Genomic DNA, 16,392 nt, shown 5'->3' on the forward strand with positions numbered 1-16,392 from the left:
CTCGGGAAGTAGCTCAGCTTGGTAGAGTACTTGGTTTGGGACCAAGGTGTCGCAGGTTCGAATCCTGTCTTCCCGATTAATTATCTGGATACTTAAGGTATCTTTTTTATTTACTCTTCGTCAACTGTAGTGGGTTGAAGAAAAGCTAAGCTCGAGAAAGGACAAATTTCGTCCTTTCTTTTTTGATATTCTGAGCGATAAAAATCCGTTTTTTGAAGTTTTCAAATTTCCGAAAATCAAAGGCATTGCGCTTGATCAGTTTGATGAGATTATTGGTCGCTTCCAATTTTGCGTTGGAATAGTGTAACTGAAGGGCGTTGATAATCTTCTCTTTATATTTCAGAAAGGTTTTCAAGACAGTATAAAAAAGAGGATGAACCTTCTTTAGATTGTCCTCAATGAGTCCAAAGAATTTCTTCGGGTTCTTATTCTGAAAGTGGAAAAGCAAGAGTTGATAGAGATGATAGTGGTCTTTCAAGTCTTCGGAATAGCTCAAAAGCTTGTCTAGAATCTCTTTATTGGTTAAGTGCATGCGAAAAGTAGGGCGATAAAAACGCTTATCGCTAAGTTTATGACTATCCTGTTGAATGAGTTTCCAGTAACGCTTGATAGCCTTGTATTCATGAGATTTTCGCTTAAACTGATTCATGATTTGGACACGCACACGCCTTATAGCACGGCTAGGATTTATGGAGTAAAACAGTCCAGTCAACTGTGCTAACTTGAGTCTAGAAATCCGAAAAGTTTTATGGCTATAAGAAGACCACTAAATCACTTAATTGCCTAATCAATTAGAATAAGTTGTTACAACTATATTGGTTATTATAATAAATGAATTAATGTAAAACTAACGAGACTTACTCTTGTCCAGTGCAGAATTAAATCCTGTCAATAATTATTTATTCAACTTTTTGAGTCAGTGTATTGTAGTCCTAATAACTTTCTATTGCCACTTTTTTCTTTTTTCCTTTCGTGTTACAATAAAGGTATGAATCAGTATCAGAAAAAAATTGTTAAAGGAACCATTTATTCGCTCCTATCCGGCTTAATCTGGGGCATCTGTGGAATTTTAGGAGAATATTTCTTTACTCATTATCAAGTGTCCTCTGGCTGGATTACCTCTATGCGTTTGACACTGGCAGGGAGTCTTGTGCTCATTTGGTCTGCAGTGCAATTAAAATCGCAAGTGCTAGATATTTGGCGAGATAAGAAAAATTACCTGCCCTTTTTAGCCTATTCTATTTTGGGGATTTTTTCAGTTCAGTATTTTTTCTATCTCTGTGTAGAATACTCAAATGCAGCGACAGCAACTATTTTACAGTTTATTAGCCCTGTCTTTATCCTCTTTTACAATCGCTTAATTTATAAAAAAAGAGCATCAAAAAGTGCTATTTTTTATGTTTTGGTTGCCATGCTGGGTGTTTGCTTGATGGCGACTAAGGGAGATCTATCTCAGTTATCTATGACTCCACTAGCCCTTATAACAGGTCTGCTGAGTGCCATGGGGGTTATGTTTAATGTTATCTTACCTCAACCTTTCGCTAAGAGGTACGGTTTTGTTCCCACAGTTGGGTGGGGGATGATTTTGGCAGGTTTATTTAGCAATGTTCTATCGCCGGTCTATCAGCTTTCCTTTACTCTTGATATTTGGAGTATTTTGATTTGTCTTATCATCGCTTTCTTTGGGACGGCTTTTGCTTTTTTTATTTCCATGAAGGCTGTGTCCTTGGTTTCTCCTTTGGTGGTTTCCGTTATCAGTGCCAGTGAACCCCTCTCTTCTGCCCTGCTGAGTGTTTTGTTTTTAGGCTTGGTAGTGGATTGGTCACTTCTTCTAGCAATGGGCTTGATTATTTCACCTATGATTTTCCTATCGATAGAAGAAGCGAAAGAAAGTAAATAAAAAGTCTGTTCTTAATTCTAAAAGTGTGCTATACTAGAATAGTCAATAAAACACGGGAAGATAGTTGTGAAGAGTGTTTTTAGGTTGTATCGGTAGGGGCTTGCTTTTACCGACAGCAGGTTTTATCTCACATCCCTAAAAATCATACCTAAAAACAAACAAAAAGGCTTCAAATTTGAGGCCTTTTTTGGTAGAATAGGTATCATTAAAATGAACTAGGAGGCGCCTATGACTGCCACAAAAATGAACGCTCAAGAAATTATCCAATTTATCGCCAACGCTGAAAAGAAAACCAGTGTGAAAGTAACCTTTGAGGGACAACTCGCAATTGCTGTACCTAGCTCTGTTGTAAAATTAGGGAATATCCTATTCGGAGACTGGAAGGACGTGGCTCCGCTTCTCGATGGTTTGGTAGAAAATCAAGACTATGTTGTTGAGCAAGATGCTCGTAATTCTGCCGTTCCTTTGCTAGATAAACGTACTATCAATGCTCGTATCGAGCCAGGTGCTATTATCCGTGATCAGGTTGAAATTGGTGACAATGCTGTTATCATGATGGGAGCAGTCATCAATATCGGTGCTGAAATTGGTGCAGGAACTATGATTGACATGGGTGCTATCCTTGGTGGACGTGCCATCGTGGGGAAAAACAGTCACGTTGGTGCAGGTGCAGTTTTGGCGGGTGTGATTGAGCCAGCTAGCGCAGAACCAGTCCGTGTTGGAGACAATGTTCTAATTGGTGCCAATGCAGTGGTTATCGAAGGAGTTCAAATCGGTAGTGGTTCAGTTGTCGCTGCAGGAGCTATCGTTACTCAAGATGTCCCAGAAAACGTAGTAGTAGCAGGTGTTCCAGCTCGTATTATCAAAGAGATTGATGCCCAAACCCAACAAAAAACAGCGCTAGAGGATGCGCTTCGTACCTTGTAATTGTAAAAGAAAAATAGAGGCGGAACCCTTTTCCAGCCTCTTTCTGCTATATAGGAGGAAAGATAGATGTTAGATTTGATTCAGACTAGACGGGATTTGCACCAGATTCCAGAGATTGGCTTGGAGGAGTTCAAGACTCAGGCTTATCTGCTGGATGTGATTGAGAAATTGACTGCGGGCAAGAATTTTGTTCAAGTTCGTACTTGGCGAACAGGGATTTTGGTCTATTTACAGGGAAGTCAGCCAGAGCGTACCATTGGTTGGCGGACAGATATTGATGGCCTGCCTATTGTCGAACAAACAGGCCTGCCCTTCGCTTCTCTGCATCAAGATCGTATGCATGCTTGTGGCCATGATTTCCACATGACTATTGCTTTAGGCTGTCTTGAGCGAGCCCTTGAGGAGCAACCAAAGAACAATCTGCTCTTTCTGTTTCAACCTGCTGAAGAAAATGAAGCTGGTGGCATGCTCATGTATGAGGATGGCGCTTTTGGAGACTGGTTGCCAGACCAGTTTTATGGGCTTCATGTTCGGCCAGATTTGAAGGTTGGACAGATTGCGACCAATACTCATACACTCTTTGCAGGTACTTGCGAGGTGAAGATCCGTTTCAAAGGCAAAGGAGGACATGCAGCCTTTCCACATGAAGCTAATGACGCCTTGGTGGCGGCTAGTTACTTTGTGACCCAGGTGCAGTCAGTTGTCAGCCGTAATGTCAACCCAATCGAGGGAGCAGTGGTGACCTTTGGTCTTTTCCAAGCCGGAACAACCAACAATGTCATCACAGACACAGCCTTTTTACATGGAACTATTCGGGCCTTGACTCAGGACATGAGTCTCTTGGTACAAAAGCGGGTCAAAACAGTTGCAGAAGGAGTTGCAGCTGCCTTCGATATGGAAGTCGAAGTGGAACTCAAACAAGGTGGTTACCTGCCTGTTGAGAACCATCCAGCCTTGGCGCGTGAACTGATGGACTTCTTTGAAGAAAAAGACGGAATCGAGTTGATTGATATCGAACCTGCTATGACAGGTGAAGACTTTGGTTACCTCCTTTCAAAAGTTGATGGCGTTATGTTCTGGCTAGGTATTGATAGTCCCTACGCCCTTCATCACCCTCAGATGAGTCCTAAGGAAGAAGCCTTAGCTATTGGGGTGGATGCGGTCTCTAGTTTCCTCAAAAAGAAGGCAGCAGAGTAGAGGGGTTGTCTATGAAATCGGAATTACGTAAGCAAGTCTTACAAGAAATGAAGGCTTTACCTCGAGAGCAAAAACAATTTATAGACCAAGCTTTAACTGAGCGACTTTTACACCATCCCTTCTACCAAGAAGCTAAGGTCATCGCAAGCTACCTCTCTTTTCCTCATGAGTTTCAAACGCAGGAACTGATTGAGCAGGCGCTGAAGGACGGCAAGAAGGTTTTGATACCCAAAACTTATCCCAAGGGGCGCATGGACTTTGTGGTCTATGATCCGCAACAGTTGGTAAAAACTTCCTTTGGCTTACTGGAACCACAGGGAGATTTGGAAGTGGTGGATGCCTCTCAGATTGATTTGATTCATGTTCCTGGTCTGGCTTTTACGACGAAAGGATATCGGATAGGATACGGTGGAGGCTATTATGACCGTTATCTGGAACATTTTTCTGGTCATACTTTGAGTACGGTTTATGATTATCAAGTTCAGGACTTTATCCCTGCAAACCATGATATTCCTGTTCAGGAGGTTTTGATTGATGAAGGAAATCTTTGATAGACGTTATCCTGTGACGAGTTTCTTCCTCTTAGTGACGGCCTTGGTATTTCTACTAATGTTGGTGACTACAGGTGGAGACTTTGACAGGGTGGATACATTATTTCGATTTGGAGCCATGTATGGGCCGGCTATTCGCCTCTTTCCTGAGCAGGTTTGGCGTCTCTTCTCTGCCATTTTTGTTCATATTGGGTGGGAGCATTTCATTGTTAATATGCTTTCACTCTATTATCTTGGTAGGCAAGTAGAGGAAATTTTCGGATCCAAGAAGTTTTTCTTTCTCTATCTTTTATCAGGAATGATGGGCAATCTCTTCGTTTTTGTATTTAGTCCCCAATCCTTAGCAGCAGGAGCTTCTACTTCTCTCTATGGGCTATTTGCTGCGATTATTGTTCTTCGCTATGCAACGCGTAATCCTTATATCCAACAGCTAGGGCAATCTTATCTGACACTTTTTGTGGTTAACATTATTGGAAGTGTTCTGATTCCAGGAATCAGCCTAGCAGGCCATATCGGTGGTGCAGTCGGCGGAGCATTTCTAGCAGTTATCTTTCCAGTTCGAGGAGAAAGAAGGATGTATGGTACCAGCCAGAGGTTAGGAGCGGTAGTGTTATTCGTAGGACTCGCAGTTTTGCTTTTCTACAAGGGAATGGGGTTGTGACGACTAATATGTAAACTTGAATAAGAAAAAAGCTACTTAAAAAATGAGTAGCTTTTAATGGTTTTGGAACTATTCGAACCAACACAGCTCTAAAAATAAGTCTTTGTGTGTAGATGATTTGAGAAAGTGAGCGCCCATTCTATCGCGAAGAAATCATTTGTAAATAAGTTTTTTTGCAGAAAATTGAGAATGGTGTGCTTTTTTATTTCTTTTGTATCGTAAGTTTCTAGAATATAGTGTTGTATCAGTCTTATTATATATTTTAAAAATAGAAAATGTTATAATATTAGAAATTGATTGAAGAATTATTAGAATAAAAGAGGTATAAAGTTGGAAAATTTTGTTTACATTATTTCAGGCCCCCCAGGCGTTGGGAAAAGTACTGTTAGTAAAGAGTTAGCTTATTCTTTTGATAAAAGTGCAGTTATAGAGGGGGATTTGATTTACTTAATGATTAAAGGTGGCATAGTGGCTCCCTGGGAAGATGAGGGCTATTACATGGATTTGTTTTGGGACAATATCATCAGCTTGACAAATAATTTTATAACTCGAGGCATCTCTGTCGTAATAGAGTATGTTATTTTTGAATACCAACTGAAGAAAATTGCTTCTTTCTTAAAAGAAAAACAAATTGGTCTAAAATATTGTGTCTTAATGGCCGAAGAAAAAACCTTGAAAGATAGGGATGATTCTCGAAAAGAAATTGAAAGAGTGGGCAACTTATCAATACAAGCAAGAAGTGAGTTTCTAGCTAAAAATAAGGAGAAGGAAAAACATTTTCTGTATACAGATGATTTAGACGTCCCCAAAATAGCAAATATCATTAAAACTTCAAATCGATTTTTGATTGAAAATCTGTAATCCATCATTAAGGATCGAAGTTGAGTTGGTAGATTTAGAGACATATCTCATAAATCTTTAAATTGTATGTAAATTTGTAAAATAATTAAGTCTCCAGAGTCAACTTGCTGGAGACTTAATTTATTAACTGGAAACTAATTCTATTCCCTCTCAGCCAATTCTTTTCCCAATTGGATGAGGTAATCTTTCAAGTCATCTTTGACTTGTGGGTGTTTGAGGGCATAGTCAATAGATGTTTTCATAAAGCCAAACTTATCCCCAACGTCGTAACGAGCTCCTGTAAATTCACGGGCGAAAACACGTTGTGTTTTATTAAGCGTATCAATAGCGTCGGTAAGCTGGATTTCATTTCCAGCACCGGGAGCTTGATTTTCGAGGATCTCAAAAATTTCTGGTGTGAGCAGATAGCGTCCGATGATTGCCAAATCACTTGGAGCATCTTCTGGAGCTGGTTTTTCTACGAAAGTTTCGACGCTATAGAGACCATTAATTCCTTCACCTTGAGGAGCGATAACTCCATATGCTGAAACGTCTTCATGAGGAACAGGCATGACAGCAATTGTTGATGCGTGGGTTGTCTCGTAATCGTTCATCAATTGTTTTGTCAAAGGTACAGCGTTGTCATCTGTGATATCCATTAGGTCGTCACCAAGCATGACAACGAAGGGTTCATTCGCCACAAAAGCTTTTGCTTGTAAGACAGCATCTCCAAGACCACGAGGATGGCTTTGACGGATAAAGTGAAGGCGAATGCCAGTTGTTTCGTCTACCAATTTTAGCAAGTCATGCTTGCCTTTTTCTTTGAGGTTGTACTCAAGCTCAAAGTTTGAGTCAAAGTGGTCTTCAATAGAACGTTTTGATTTACCAGTAACAACCAGAATATCTTCAATACCTGATTTAAGAGCTTCTTCTACGATAAACTGGATAGTTGGTTTATCTACAATTGGTAACATTTCTTTGGCAAGGGCCTTTGTTGCTGGTAAAAATCGAGTTCCAAGCCCAGCGGCAGGGATGACTGCCTTTCTAACTTTTGATGTCATAAGTATCCTTTCTTTAGAGGGTTAAGACCACTCATTTTCTGCTTTAAATTCATTGTTCATGATGTCATAAATGGCATCTTTGATATTGGTTCCGTGGTAAATAACTTGGTAAATGGCTTGTGTAATTGGCATATAGACTCCAAGTTCTTGCGCTAGTTCATAGGCTGCTCGAGTCGTTGAAATTCCTTCAATCACCATGCCCATATTAGCTTCGATATCAGCTAGAGATTCTCCACGACCAAGAGCATCTCCGGCTCTCCAGTTACGAGAGTGGATGGAGGTTCCCGTTACAATCAGGTCTCCTACACCAGATAAGCCACTATAGGTCAATGGATTGGCTCCGAGTGCTACCCCTAGACGAGTAATTTCTGCCAAACCTCGAGCGATAATGGCTGCCTTGGCATTGTCACCAAATCCCAGACCATGTAAAGCACCGGCACCGACAGCAATAATATTTTTGAGAGCGCCAGCAGTTTCGACTCCGATAACATCCGTATTGGTATAAAGTCGGAAGTAGTGATTACTAAAGAGCTCCTGAACGTATTGAGCTGTTTGTAAGTCTTTAGAAGCAGCGGTGATTAACGTTAGGTCACGCACAATGGTCTCTTCTGCATGACTAGGACCTGAAACAACGACAATATCACTGCGGAGATGTTCAGGAATTTCTTCTTCAAGGATGGTTGATAATCGTTTATGGCTATCAGGTTCTAATCCCTTTGATGCGTGCATGATAATAGCCTTATGGTCTAAGGTTTTTGCAACTTGTTGGGCAACAAGTCGTGTTACTTTTGTTGGGACAACAAACAAAATCGCATCTACATCTTTCAGTGCCTCTGATAAATCGGTGTAGGCAATGATATTTTCATCTAGAACGACATCTTTAAAGTAGTGTTTGTTAGTATGATAGGTATTAATTTCATTGATTTGCTCGGGAATGTTTCCCCAAATACGTACGTCGTGTCCATTGTCATTTAAGACTTGTGAAAGGGCAGTTCCCCAAGAACCAGGCCCCAAGACGGCGATGGTTTGTTTTTTCATATTCCCCTCCTTTATAACCTTCTTTTTACTATTTTACCATAAAAACCTTTATCATGCATTACTGTAGATGAAAGCGCACTAATTTGTATCAAGGATACTTCTTTGACAAGTCCCCACTTTTTTGCTAGAATAGCATCACACAAACAGAATGAAAAGGAGCTGACACATTGTCGCTCCCTTTTGTCTATTTTTTAAGGAGAAAGTATGCTAATTCAGAAAATAAAAACCTACAAGTGGCAGGCCTTGGCTTCGCTTCTGATGACAGGCTTGATGGTTGCTAGTTCACTTTTGCAACCGCGTTATCTGCAGGAAGTCTTAGACGCCCTCCTTGCTGGGAAATATGAAGCCATTTATAGTATCGGGGCTTGGTTGATTAGTGTGGCTTTGGTCGGTCTGGTTGCTGGTGGGCTCAACGTTGTCCTCGCAGCCTATATTGCCCAAGGAGTTTCATCTGACCTTCGAGAGGATGCCTTCCGTAAAATCCAAACCTTTTCTTATGCCAATATTGAACAATTTAATGCGGGAAATCTAGTCGTTCGCATGACAAATGATATCAACCAGATTCAGAACGTCGTCATGATGACCTTTCAAATTCTGTTCAGGCTCCCCCTCTTGTTCATCGGTTCCTTTATCTTGGCTGTTCAAACCTTACCTTCTCTGTGGTGGGTGATTGTTCTAATGGTAATCTTGATTTTTGGCTTGACAGCTGTCATGATGGGAATGATGGGGCCTCGTTTTGCCAAGTTTCAAACACTTCTTGAGCGCATCAATGCCATTGCCAAGGAAAATCTACGCGGTGTTCGTGTGGTCAAGTCCTTTGTCCAAGAAAAAGAGCAGTTTGCTAAGTTTACGGAGGTTTCAGACGAGCTTCTCGGTCAAAACCTTTACATCGGATATGCCTTTTCAGTAGTGGAACCTGTCATGATGTTGGTCGGTTATGGGGCGGTTTTCCTCTCTATTTGGCTAGTTGCAGGGATGGTTCAATCGGATCCATCGGTTGTTGGCTCCATTGCTTCCTTTGTTAATTACCTAAGCCAGATTATCTTTACTATTATTATGGTTGGATTTTTGGGAAATTCTGTCAGTCGTGCTATGATTTCTATGCGTCGTATTCGAGAAATTCTTGACGCAGAGCCAGCCATGACCTTCAAGGATGTCCCAGATGAAGACTTGGTCGGAAGTCTTAGCTTTGAAAATGTGACCTTTACCTATCCAATGGATAAGGAACCGATGTTGAAAGATGTGAGCTTTACTGTCGAACCTGGACAAATGGTTGGTGTCGTTGGAGCGACTGGTGCAGGAAAATCAACCTTGGCTCAATTGATTCCACGTCTCTTTGACCCACAGGAGGGTGCTATCAAAATTGGAGGCAAGGATATTCGAGAAGTGAGTGAAGGAACCCTGCGTAAAACAGTTTCTATCGTTCTCCAACGTGCCATTCTCTTTAGTGGAACGATTGCAGATAACTTGAGACAGGGTAAGGGAGATGCTACTTTATTTGAAATGGAGCGCGCAGCCAATATTGCTCAAGCCAGTGAATTCATTCATCGTATGGAGAAAACCTTTGAAAGTCCAGTTGAAGAAAGGGGAACCAACTTTTCAGGTGGGCAAAAACAAAGGATGTCGATTGCCCGTGGAATTGTCAGCAATCCACGTATTCTGATTTTTGACGATTCGACCTCAGCCTTGGATGCCAAGTCAGAGCGCCTGGTTCAGGAAGCCTTGAATAAGGACTTGAAGGGAACGACAACCATTATCATCGCTCAAAAGATTAGCTCGGTTGTTCATGCAGATAAAATCTTGGTTCTAGATCAAGGACGATTGATTGGTCAAGGTACGCATGCAGACTTGGTTGCCAACAATTCCGTTTACCGTGAAATCTACGAAACACAGAAAGGAAAGGAGGAGTAAAATGAAGACAGTTCAATTTTTTTGGAATTATTTTAAAGTCTATAAGCTATCATTTGTAGTTGTTATCCTGATGATTGTTCTGGCGACTCTTGCCCAAGCTCTCTTTCCGGTATTTTCTGGACAAGCGGTAACAGAGTTAGCTAATTTAGTTCAAGCTTATCAAAATGGCAATCCAGAACTTGTTTGGCAAAGCCTATCAGGAATCATGGTCAATCTTGGTCTGCTAGTTTTGGTTCTATTTATCTCCAGTGTGATATACATGTGTCTCATGACGCGCGTGATTGCAGAATCGACCAACGAGATGCGCAAAGGCCTCTTTGGCAAGCTTGCTCGGTTGACTGTTTCTTTCTTTGACCGCCGACAAGATGGCGATATCCTGTCTCGTTTTACCAGTGATTTGGATAATATCCTCCAAGCTTTTAACGAAAGCTTGATTCAGGTCATGAGCAACATCGTTCTATACATTGGTCTGATTCTTGTCATGTTTTCGAGAAATGTGACGCTGGCCCTCATCACTATTGCCAGTACACCAGTGGCCTTTCTCATGCTGATTTTTATCGTGAAAATGGCACGGAAATATACCAACCTCCAGCAGAAAGAGGTAGGGAAGCTCAATGCCTATATGGATGAAAGTATCTCAGGTCAAAAAGCCGTGATTGTGCAAGGTATTCAAGAGGATATGATGGCAGGATTTCTTGAACAAAATGAGCGCGTGCGCAAGGCAACCTTTAAAGGAAGAATGTTCTCAGGAATTCTTTTCCCTGTCATGAATGGGATGAGTCTGGTCAACACAGCCATCGTCATCTTTGCTGGTTCAGCTGTACTTTTGAATGATAAGTCTATTGAAACAAGTACAGCCCTAGGTTTGATTGTTATGTTTGCCCAATTTTCACAGCAGTACTACCAGCCTATTATTCAAGTTGCGGCAAGTTGGGGAAGCCTTCAGTTAGCCTTTACAGGTGCTGAACGGATTCAGGAAATGTTTGATTCAGAGGAAGAAATTCGACCTAAAAATGCTCCGACCTTCACTCAGTTGCAAGAAGGTGTTGAAATTAGTCATATTGATTTTTCATACTTGCCTGATAAACCCATTTTGAAAGATGTCAGCATTTCTGCTCCTAAAGGCCAGATGACAGCGGTTGTTGGTCCGACTGGGTCAGGGAAAACGACTATTATGAACCTCATCAATCGCTTTTATGATGTTAATGCTGGTGGGATTTATTTTGACGGTAAAGACATCCGTGACTATGATTTAGATAGTCTCAGAAGCAAGGTGGGAATTGTCTTGCAAGATTCGGTCTTGTTTAGCGGAACGATTCGAGACAATATCCGTTTTGGTGTGCCAGATGCTAGTCAAGAAATGGTTGAGGCAGCAGCCAAGGCAACCCATATTCACGACTACATCGAAAGCTTGCCTGATAAGTACGATACTCTTATAGATGATGACCAGAGCATCTTCTCGACAGGACAAAAGCAATTGATTTCTATCGCTCGAACCCTGATGACAGATCCAGAGGTTCTCATTCTCGATGAAGCCACTTCGAACGTAGATACTGTGACAGAAAGCAAGATTCAGCATGCCATGGAGGCGGTTGTAGCAGGCAGAACTAGTTTCGTCATTGCCCATCGTTTGAAGACTATCCTCAATGCAGACCAGATTATTGTCCTTAAAGATGGAGAAGTCATTGAACGCGGTAGCCACCATGAACTCTTGAAACTGGGTGGCTTCTATTCAGAACTCTATCACAATCAATTTGTTTTTGAATAAGAAAAAAGTTGTCCCCTTGGGCAGCTTTTTCTTGTCCATAAAAAATATTTATCACAGCCTTAAAAAAAACATATTAGACGAAAGTCATTTTGAGTGATATGATAAGACTATCGTTAACATTCGAAAGGAGAGGCATCATGGCTAGAACGGTTGTAGGAGTTGCTGCAAATCTATGTCCCGTAGACGCAGAGGGCAAAAACATTCATTCATCTGTATCTTGTAGATTCGCAGAGAGCATTCGTCAAGTCGGTGGTCTCCCTTTAGTCATTCCTGTTGGTGATGAGTCAGTTGTTCGCGATTATGTAGAAATGATTGACAAACTTATCTTGACAGGCGGTCAAAATGTCCATCCTCAGTTTTATGGAGAGAAAAAGACCATCGAGAGTGATGATTACAACCTAGTGCGTGACGAATTTGAATTGGCGCTCTTGAAAGAAGCGCTTCGTCAGAATAAACCAATCATGGCAATCTGTCGCGGTGTCCAACTTGTCAATGTTGCCTTTGGGGGAACTCTCAATCAAGAAATCGAAGGCCACTGGCAAGGACTACCTTTCGGGACATCTCATTCTATTGAGACAGTAGAAGGAAGTGTGGTGGCTAAGTTATTTGGAAAAGAAAGTCAAGTTAATTCCGTTCATCGTCAGAGTATTAAAGATTTGGCACCTAATTTCCGTGTAACTGCTATTGACCCAAGAGACCAGACCATCGAAGCGATTGAGTCTATCGATGAGCACCGCATTATTGGTTTGCAGTGGCATCCAGAGTTTCTGGTTAATGAAGAAGATGGCAATTTAGAATTATTTGAGTATTTATTGAATGAACTGTAACGACTGGAACATCTAGTCGTTCTTTCTTTTATTTTTTCAAAATTTTTGGAATGTGGGATTTTTACGCAAACGTTTGAATTCTGATAAAAATTGGAGAAATTCGACAAAAAACTTGAAAAAAACGAAGGTAAGCGTTATGATAGAAAAGAAGAAATATTGGAGGAATAACATGTCACATATTAAATTTGATTATTCAAAAGTTTTAGACAAATTTGTTGCACCACATGAAGTGGAATACATGCAATCACAAGTAACAGCAGCAGATGAATTGATCCGTAAAGGAACTGGTGCTGGTAGCGACTTCTTGGGATGGTTGGACCTTCCTGAAAACTATGACCGCGAAGAATTTGACCGCATCTTGAAAGCTGCTGAGCAAATCAAATCAGACAGCGATGTTTTGGTTGTAATCGGTATCGGTGGATCTTACCTTGGTGCGAAAGCAGCAATCGACTTCTTGAACCACCACTTTGCAAACTTGCAAACAAAAGAAGAACGCAAGGCTCCACAAATCCTTTACGCAGGAAACTCAATCTCATCTACTTACCTTGCTGACTTGGTAGAGTACGTAGCTGACAAAGACTTCTCGGTAAACGTGATTTCTAAATCAGGTACAACAACTGAACCAGCTATCGCTTTCCGTGTCTTCAAAGAACTTTTGGTTAAGAAATACGGTCAAGAAGAAGCAAACAAACGTATCTATGCAACAACTGACCGCCAAAAAGGCGCTGTTAAGGTTGAAGCAGATGCTAACGGTTGGGAAACATTTGTTGTTCCAGATGATATCGGTGGACGCTTCTCAGTATTGACAGCCGTTGGTTTGCTTCCAATCGCAGCATCAGGAGCTGACATCAAAGCCCTTATGGAAGGTGCGAATGCAGCTCGCAAAGACTACACTTCAGATAAAATCTCTGAAAACGAAGCTTACCAATACGCAGCAGTTCGTAACATCCTTTACCGTAAAGGCTATGCAACTGAGATCTTGGTAAACTACGAGCCATCACTTCAATACTTCTCAGAATGGTGGAAACAATTGGCTGGTGAATCAGAAGGAAAAGACCAAAAAGGTATCTACCCAACTTCAGCCAACTTCTCAACTGACTTGCACTCACTTGGTCAATTTATCCAAGAAGGAACTCGTATCATGTTTGAAACAGTTGTCCGTGTTGACAAACCTCGTAAAAACGTGATTATCCCTAGCTTGGAAGAAGACCTTGATGGACTTGGTTACCTTCAAGGAAAAGACGTTGACTTTGTAAACAAAAAAGCAACTGACGGTGTTCTTCTTGCCCACACAGACGGTGATGTACCAAACATGTACGTGACTCTTCCAGAGCAAGATGCTTTCACTCTTGGTTACACAATCTACTTCTTCGAATTGGCTATCGCTCTTTCAGGTTACTTGAATGCTATCAACCCATTTGACCAACCAGGTGTTGAAGCTTACAAACGTAACATGTTTGCCCTTCTTGGAAAACCAGGATTTGAAGAATTGAGCAAAGAACTTAACGCACGTCTATAATAGAAGAAAAGAGTGGCTTGTCCACTCTTTTTACTCTCTTTATCCATAGAAATTGGCCTCAGCCAAGACTTGTGATATAATATAGAGAGCAAAAAGGCAGACGCCTAGAGACTTTATAGGAGAAACTATGTCAAAAGATATCCGCGTACGTTACGCACCAAGTCCAACAGGACTACTACACATCGGGAATGCCCGTACAGCATTGTTCAACTACCTTTACGCACGTCATCATGGTGGAACTTTTATTATCCGTATCGAAGATACTGACCGTAAACGCCATGTCGAAGATGGTGAACGTTCACAACTTGAAAACCTTCGTTGGTTAGGTATGGATTGGGATGAAAGCCCAGAAACACATGAAAATTACCGCCAGTCTGAGCGTTTGGACTTGTATCAAAAATTCATCGATCAATTGCTAGTTGAAGGAAAAGCCTACAAATCTTACGTTACAGAAGAAGAGTTGGCAACTGAACGCGAACGCCAAGAAGCAGCTGGTGAAACACCTCGCTACATTAACGAATACCTTGGTATGAGTGAAGAAGAAAAAGCAGCTTACATCGCAGAACGTGAAGCAGCTGGTATCATTCCAACAGTTCGTTTGGCGGTCAATGAGTCAGGTATCTACAAGTGGCATGATATGGTTAAAGGTGATATCGAATTTGAAGGTGGCAATATTGGTGGTGACTGGGTTATCCAAAAGAAAGACGGTTACCCAACTTACAACTTTGCCGTTGTCATCGATGACCATGATATGCAAATTTCTCACGTAATCCGTGGAGATGACCACATTGCTAATACACCAAAACAGCTTATGGTCTATGAAGCACTTGGTTGGGAAGCTCCAGAGTTCGGTCATATGACCTTGATTATCAACTCTGAAACTGGGAAAAAATTGTCTAAACGTGACACCAACACCCTTCAGTTTATCGAAGACTACCGTAAAAAAGGTTATTTACCAGAAGCAGTCTTTAACTTTATTGCTCTTCTTGGTTGGAACCCAGGTGGCGAAGATGAAATCTTCTCTCGTGAAGAACTCATTAAACTTTTCGATGAAAACCGCCTGAGCAAGTCTCCAGCAGCCTTTGACCAGAAAAAACTCGACTGGATGAGCAATGATTATATCAAGAATGCAGACCTAGAAACTATCTTTGAAATGGCAAAACCATTCTTAGAGGAAGCAGGCCGTTTAACTGACAAGGCTGAAAAATTAGTTGAGCTCTATAAACCACAAATGAAATCAGTAGATGAGATTATCCCATTGACAGATCTCTTCTTCTCAGATTTCCCAGAATTGACCGAAGCAGAGCGTGAAGTCATGGCGGGTGAAACAGTCCCAACAGTTCTTGAAGCCTTTAAAGCAAAACTTGAAGCGATGACAGATGCAGAATTTGTGACAGAAAATATTTTCCCACAAATCAAAGCTGTCCAAAAAGAAACAGGTATTAAAGGGAAAAATCTTTTCATGCCTATTCGTATTGCTGTTTCAGGTGAAATGCATGGTCCAGAATTGCCAGATACGATCTTTTTGTTAGGCCGTAAAAAATCAATCCAGCATATCGAAAATATGTTAAAAGAAATCTCTAAATAAGAAGGATGTAATAATGGACATCTGGGAAAAGATGTACGAAGAAGCACAGAAATTGTATAATCCACATGAAGTATCTGATTTTGTTTATGCGAATCATGTCGTTGCCGCAGTAGAAGCAGAAGATGGACAAATATTTACAGGATTCTGTATGGAGGGAACCTGTGGTGTTTTCCATCTCTGCGCAGAGCGGGCAGCACTCTTCAATATGTACCAATTTTCGGGACAAACTAAGGTTAAAAAAGTCTTAGCCTTTCGAGAGCAACCACCTTATGGTGGAAGTTCGGGTATGCCTTGTGGCGCTTGCAGAGAGTTCCTCTTAGAGTTGAACGCTGAAAATAAGGACGCAGAAGTCATGATGGACTACGATACAAGAAAGACGGTTAAAGTTGCAGAACTAATGCCCTATTGGTGGGGAGAAGAACGTGCTTCTAAGTTTAATAATCAATAGAAGAGTCAGTATAATTCTGGCTCTTTTTACTTAATTTGAAAAAAGATAAAAAAAGTTGTTGACAAGTTAGAAAAAGTCTGTATAATAGTAAGAGTTGAAAACAACTCTGGTCCGTTGGTCAAGGGGTTAAGACACCGCCTTTTCACGGCGGTAACA

The 16,392-nt window shown here is 41.2% G+C and carries 14 protein-coding genes, 1 tRNA gene and 1 pseudogene; 13 read left to right on the plus strand and 3 right to left on the minus strand.

Going from position 1 to position 16,392, the window contains the following annotated elements; genetic code table 11:
• Nucleotides 1–2 precede the first annotated feature (2 nt).
• Nucleotides 3–76, plus strand: a tRNA-Pro gene (locus N8M95_RS08835).
• Nucleotides 77–145: 69 nt separating this feature from the next.
• Here the strand turns inward: N8M95_RS08835 and N8M95_RS08840 are convergent.
• Nucleotides 146–682: pseudogene (locus N8M95_RS08840) on the minus strand (transposase); the annotation flags it as partial.
• Between the two features lie 306 nt (nucleotides 683–988).
• Between N8M95_RS08840 and N8M95_RS08845 the strand changes: the two are divergent.
• From N8M95_RS08845 to N8M95_RS08870, 6 genes are all read left to right on the plus strand, one after another.
• Nucleotides 989–1,900 (plus strand): DMT family transporter, encoded by a 912-nt coding sequence (locus N8M95_RS08845; RefSeq protein ID WP_261117053.1) that lies wholly within the window; start codon nucleotides 989–991, stop codon nucleotides 1,898–1,900.
• Nucleotides 1,901–2,128: 228 nt separating this feature from the next.
• Nucleotides 2,129–2,827 (plus strand): 2,3,4,5-tetrahydropyridine-2,6-dicarboxylate N-acetyltransferase, encoded by a 699-nt coding sequence (gene dapD / locus N8M95_RS08850; protein WP_261117054.1) that lies wholly within the window; start codon nucleotides 2,129–2,131, stop codon nucleotides 2,825–2,827.
• Between the two features lie 66 nt (nucleotides 2,828–2,893).
• Entirely contained in the window at nucleotides 2,894–4,024 is a 1,131-nt protein-coding gene (locus tag N8M95_RS08855) for an N-acetyldiaminopimelate deacetylase (RefSeq protein WP_261117055.1), read from the plus strand.
• 11 nt (nucleotides 4,025–4,035) lie between these two features.
• Nucleotides 4,036–4,575, plus strand: coding sequence for a 5-formyltetrahydrofolate cyclo-ligase (locus tag N8M95_RS08860; RefSeq protein WP_261117056.1), 540 nt, complete (start codon nucleotides 4,036–4,038; stop codon nucleotides 4,573–4,575).
• Complete coding sequence (locus tag N8M95_RS08865) at nucleotides 4,559–5,236, plus strand: rhomboid family intramembrane serine protease (protein ID WP_261117057.1); 678 nt, start codon at nucleotides 4,559–4,561, stop codon at nucleotides 5,234–5,236. The genes N8M95_RS08860 and N8M95_RS08865 overlap by 17 nt, the downstream gene beginning before the upstream one ends.
• A gap of 330 nt (nucleotides 5,237–5,566) precedes the next feature.
• Nucleotides 5,567–6,097 carry an ATP-binding protein gene (locus tag N8M95_RS08870; RefSeq protein WP_261117058.1) on the plus strand — a complete coding sequence of 177 codons (531 nt, stop codon included), beginning with the start codon at nucleotides 5,567–5,569 and terminating at the stop codon, nucleotides 6,095–6,097.
• Between the two features lie 140 nt (nucleotides 6,098–6,237).
• On the opposite strand, the gene galU is transcribed toward N8M95_RS08870, so the two are convergent.
• The gene (gene galU / locus N8M95_RS08875; RefSeq protein WP_120719272.1) at nucleotides 6,238–7,137 is read right to left on the minus strand and encodes a UTP--glucose-1-phosphate uridylyltransferase GalU; all 900 of its coding nucleotides are present in this window, start codon (nucleotides 7,135–7,137) and stop codon (nucleotides 6,238–6,240) included.
• Between the two features lie 21 nt (nucleotides 7,138–7,158).
• The gene (locus tag N8M95_RS08880; protein ID WP_120719271.1) at nucleotides 7,159–8,175 is read right to left on the minus strand and encodes an NAD(P)H-dependent glycerol-3-phosphate dehydrogenase; all 1,017 of its coding nucleotides are present in this window, start codon (nucleotides 8,173–8,175) and stop codon (nucleotides 7,159–7,161) included.
• 204 nt (nucleotides 8,176–8,379) lie between these two features.
• Between N8M95_RS08880 and patA the strand changes: the two genes are divergently transcribed.
• The 6 genes from patA to N8M95_RS08910 all read left to right on the plus strand — a co-directional run bounded on the left by patA (nucleotide 8,380) and on the right by N8M95_RS08910 (nucleotide 16,236).
• The gene (gene patA / locus N8M95_RS08885) at nucleotides 8,380–10,086 is read left to right on the plus strand and encodes a multidrug efflux ABC transporter subunit PatA (RefSeq protein WP_020903405.1); all 1,707 of its coding nucleotides are present in this window, start codon (nucleotides 8,380–8,382) and stop codon (nucleotides 10,084–10,086) included.
• Between the two features lies 1 nt (nucleotide 10,087).
• The gene (gene patB / locus N8M95_RS08890) at nucleotides 10,088–11,854 is read left to right on the plus strand and encodes an ABC transporter ATP-binding protein (RefSeq protein ID WP_247949761.1); all 1,767 of its coding nucleotides are present in this window, start codon (nucleotides 10,088–10,090) and stop codon (nucleotides 11,852–11,854) included.
• Between the two features lie 137 nt (nucleotides 11,855–11,991).
• Complete coding sequence (locus N8M95_RS08895) at nucleotides 11,992–12,681, plus strand: gamma-glutamyl-gamma-aminobutyrate hydrolase family protein (RefSeq protein WP_000124770.1); 690 nt, start codon at nucleotides 11,992–11,994, stop codon at nucleotides 12,679–12,681.
• A 169-nt stretch (nucleotides 12,682–12,850) separates the two neighbouring features.
• Nucleotides 12,851–14,200, plus strand: a complete 1,350-nt coding sequence (locus N8M95_RS08900; protein WP_000018268.1) for a glucose-6-phosphate isomerase — start codon at nucleotides 12,851–12,853, stop codon at nucleotides 14,198–14,200.
• A gap of 127 nt (nucleotides 14,201–14,327) precedes the next feature.
• Nucleotides 14,328–15,788, plus strand: coding sequence for a glutamate--tRNA ligase (gltX, locus tag N8M95_RS08905; protein WP_024056875.1), 1,461 nt, complete (start codon nucleotides 14,328–14,330; stop codon nucleotides 15,786–15,788).
• Nucleotides 15,789–15,801: 13 nt separating this feature from the next.
• On the plus strand, nucleotides 15,802–16,236 hold the full coding sequence (locus N8M95_RS08910; RefSeq protein WP_000355915.1) for a cytidine deaminase family protein: 435 nt from the start codon (nucleotides 15,802–15,804) through the stop codon (nucleotides 16,234–16,236).
• The last annotated feature ends 156 nt before the right edge of the window (nucleotides 16,237–16,392 follow it).

Origin of the sequence: Streptococcus mitis (assembly GCF_946190325.1) — a bacterium.
In the GTDB taxonomy this organism is placed as follows: Bacteria; Bacillota; Bacilli; order Lactobacillales; family Streptococcaceae; genus Streptococcus; species Streptococcus mitis_CF.

Excerpts from the sequence above, each read along its gene's own strand:
- N8M95_RS08845 (WP_261117053.1), top strand. The coding sequence starts at position 989 with ATGAATCAGTATCAGAAAAAAATTGTTAAAGGAACCATTTATTCGCTC.
- dapD (WP_261117054.1), top strand. The coding sequence starts at position 2,129 with ATGACTGCCACAAAAATGAACGCTCAAGAAATTATCCAATTTATCGCC.
- N8M95_RS08855 (WP_261117055.1), top strand. The coding sequence starts at position 2,894 with ATGTTAGATTTGATTCAGACTAGACGGGATTTGCACCAGATTCCAGAG.
- N8M95_RS08860 (WP_261117056.1), top strand. The coding sequence starts at position 4,036 with ATGAAATCGGAATTACGTAAGCAAGTCTTACAAGAAATGAAGGCTTTA.
- N8M95_RS08865 (WP_261117057.1), top strand. The coding sequence starts at position 4,559 with ATGAAGGAAATCTTTGATAGACGTTATCCTGTGACGAGTTTCTTCCTC.
- galU (WP_120719272.1), bottom strand. The coding sequence starts at position 7,137 with ATGACATCAAAAGTTAGAAAGGCAGTCATCCCTGCCGCTGGGCTTGGA.
- N8M95_RS08880 (WP_120719271.1), bottom strand. The coding sequence starts at position 8,175 with ATGAAAAAACAAACCATCGCCGTCTTGGGGCCTGGTTCTTGGGGAACT.
- patA (WP_020903405.1), top strand. The coding sequence starts at position 8,380 with ATGCTAATTCAGAAAATAAAAACCTACAAGTGGCAGGCCTTGGCTTCG.
- patB (WP_247949761.1), top strand. The coding sequence starts at position 10,088 with ATGAAGACAGTTCAATTTTTTTGGAATTATTTTAAAGTCTATAAGCTA.
- N8M95_RS08895 (WP_000124770.1), top strand. The coding sequence starts at position 11,992 with ATGGCTAGAACGGTTGTAGGAGTTGCTGCAAATCTATGTCCCGTAGAC.
- N8M95_RS08900 (WP_000018268.1), top strand. The coding sequence starts at position 12,851 with ATGTCACATATTAAATTTGATTATTCAAAAGTTTTAGACAAATTTGTT.
- gltX (WP_024056875.1), top strand. The coding sequence starts at position 14,328 with ATGTCAAAAGATATCCGCGTACGTTACGCACCAAGTCCAACAGGACTA.
- N8M95_RS08910 (WP_000355915.1), top strand. The coding sequence starts at position 15,802 with ATGGACATCTGGGAAAAGATGTACGAAGAAGCACAGAAATTGTATAAT.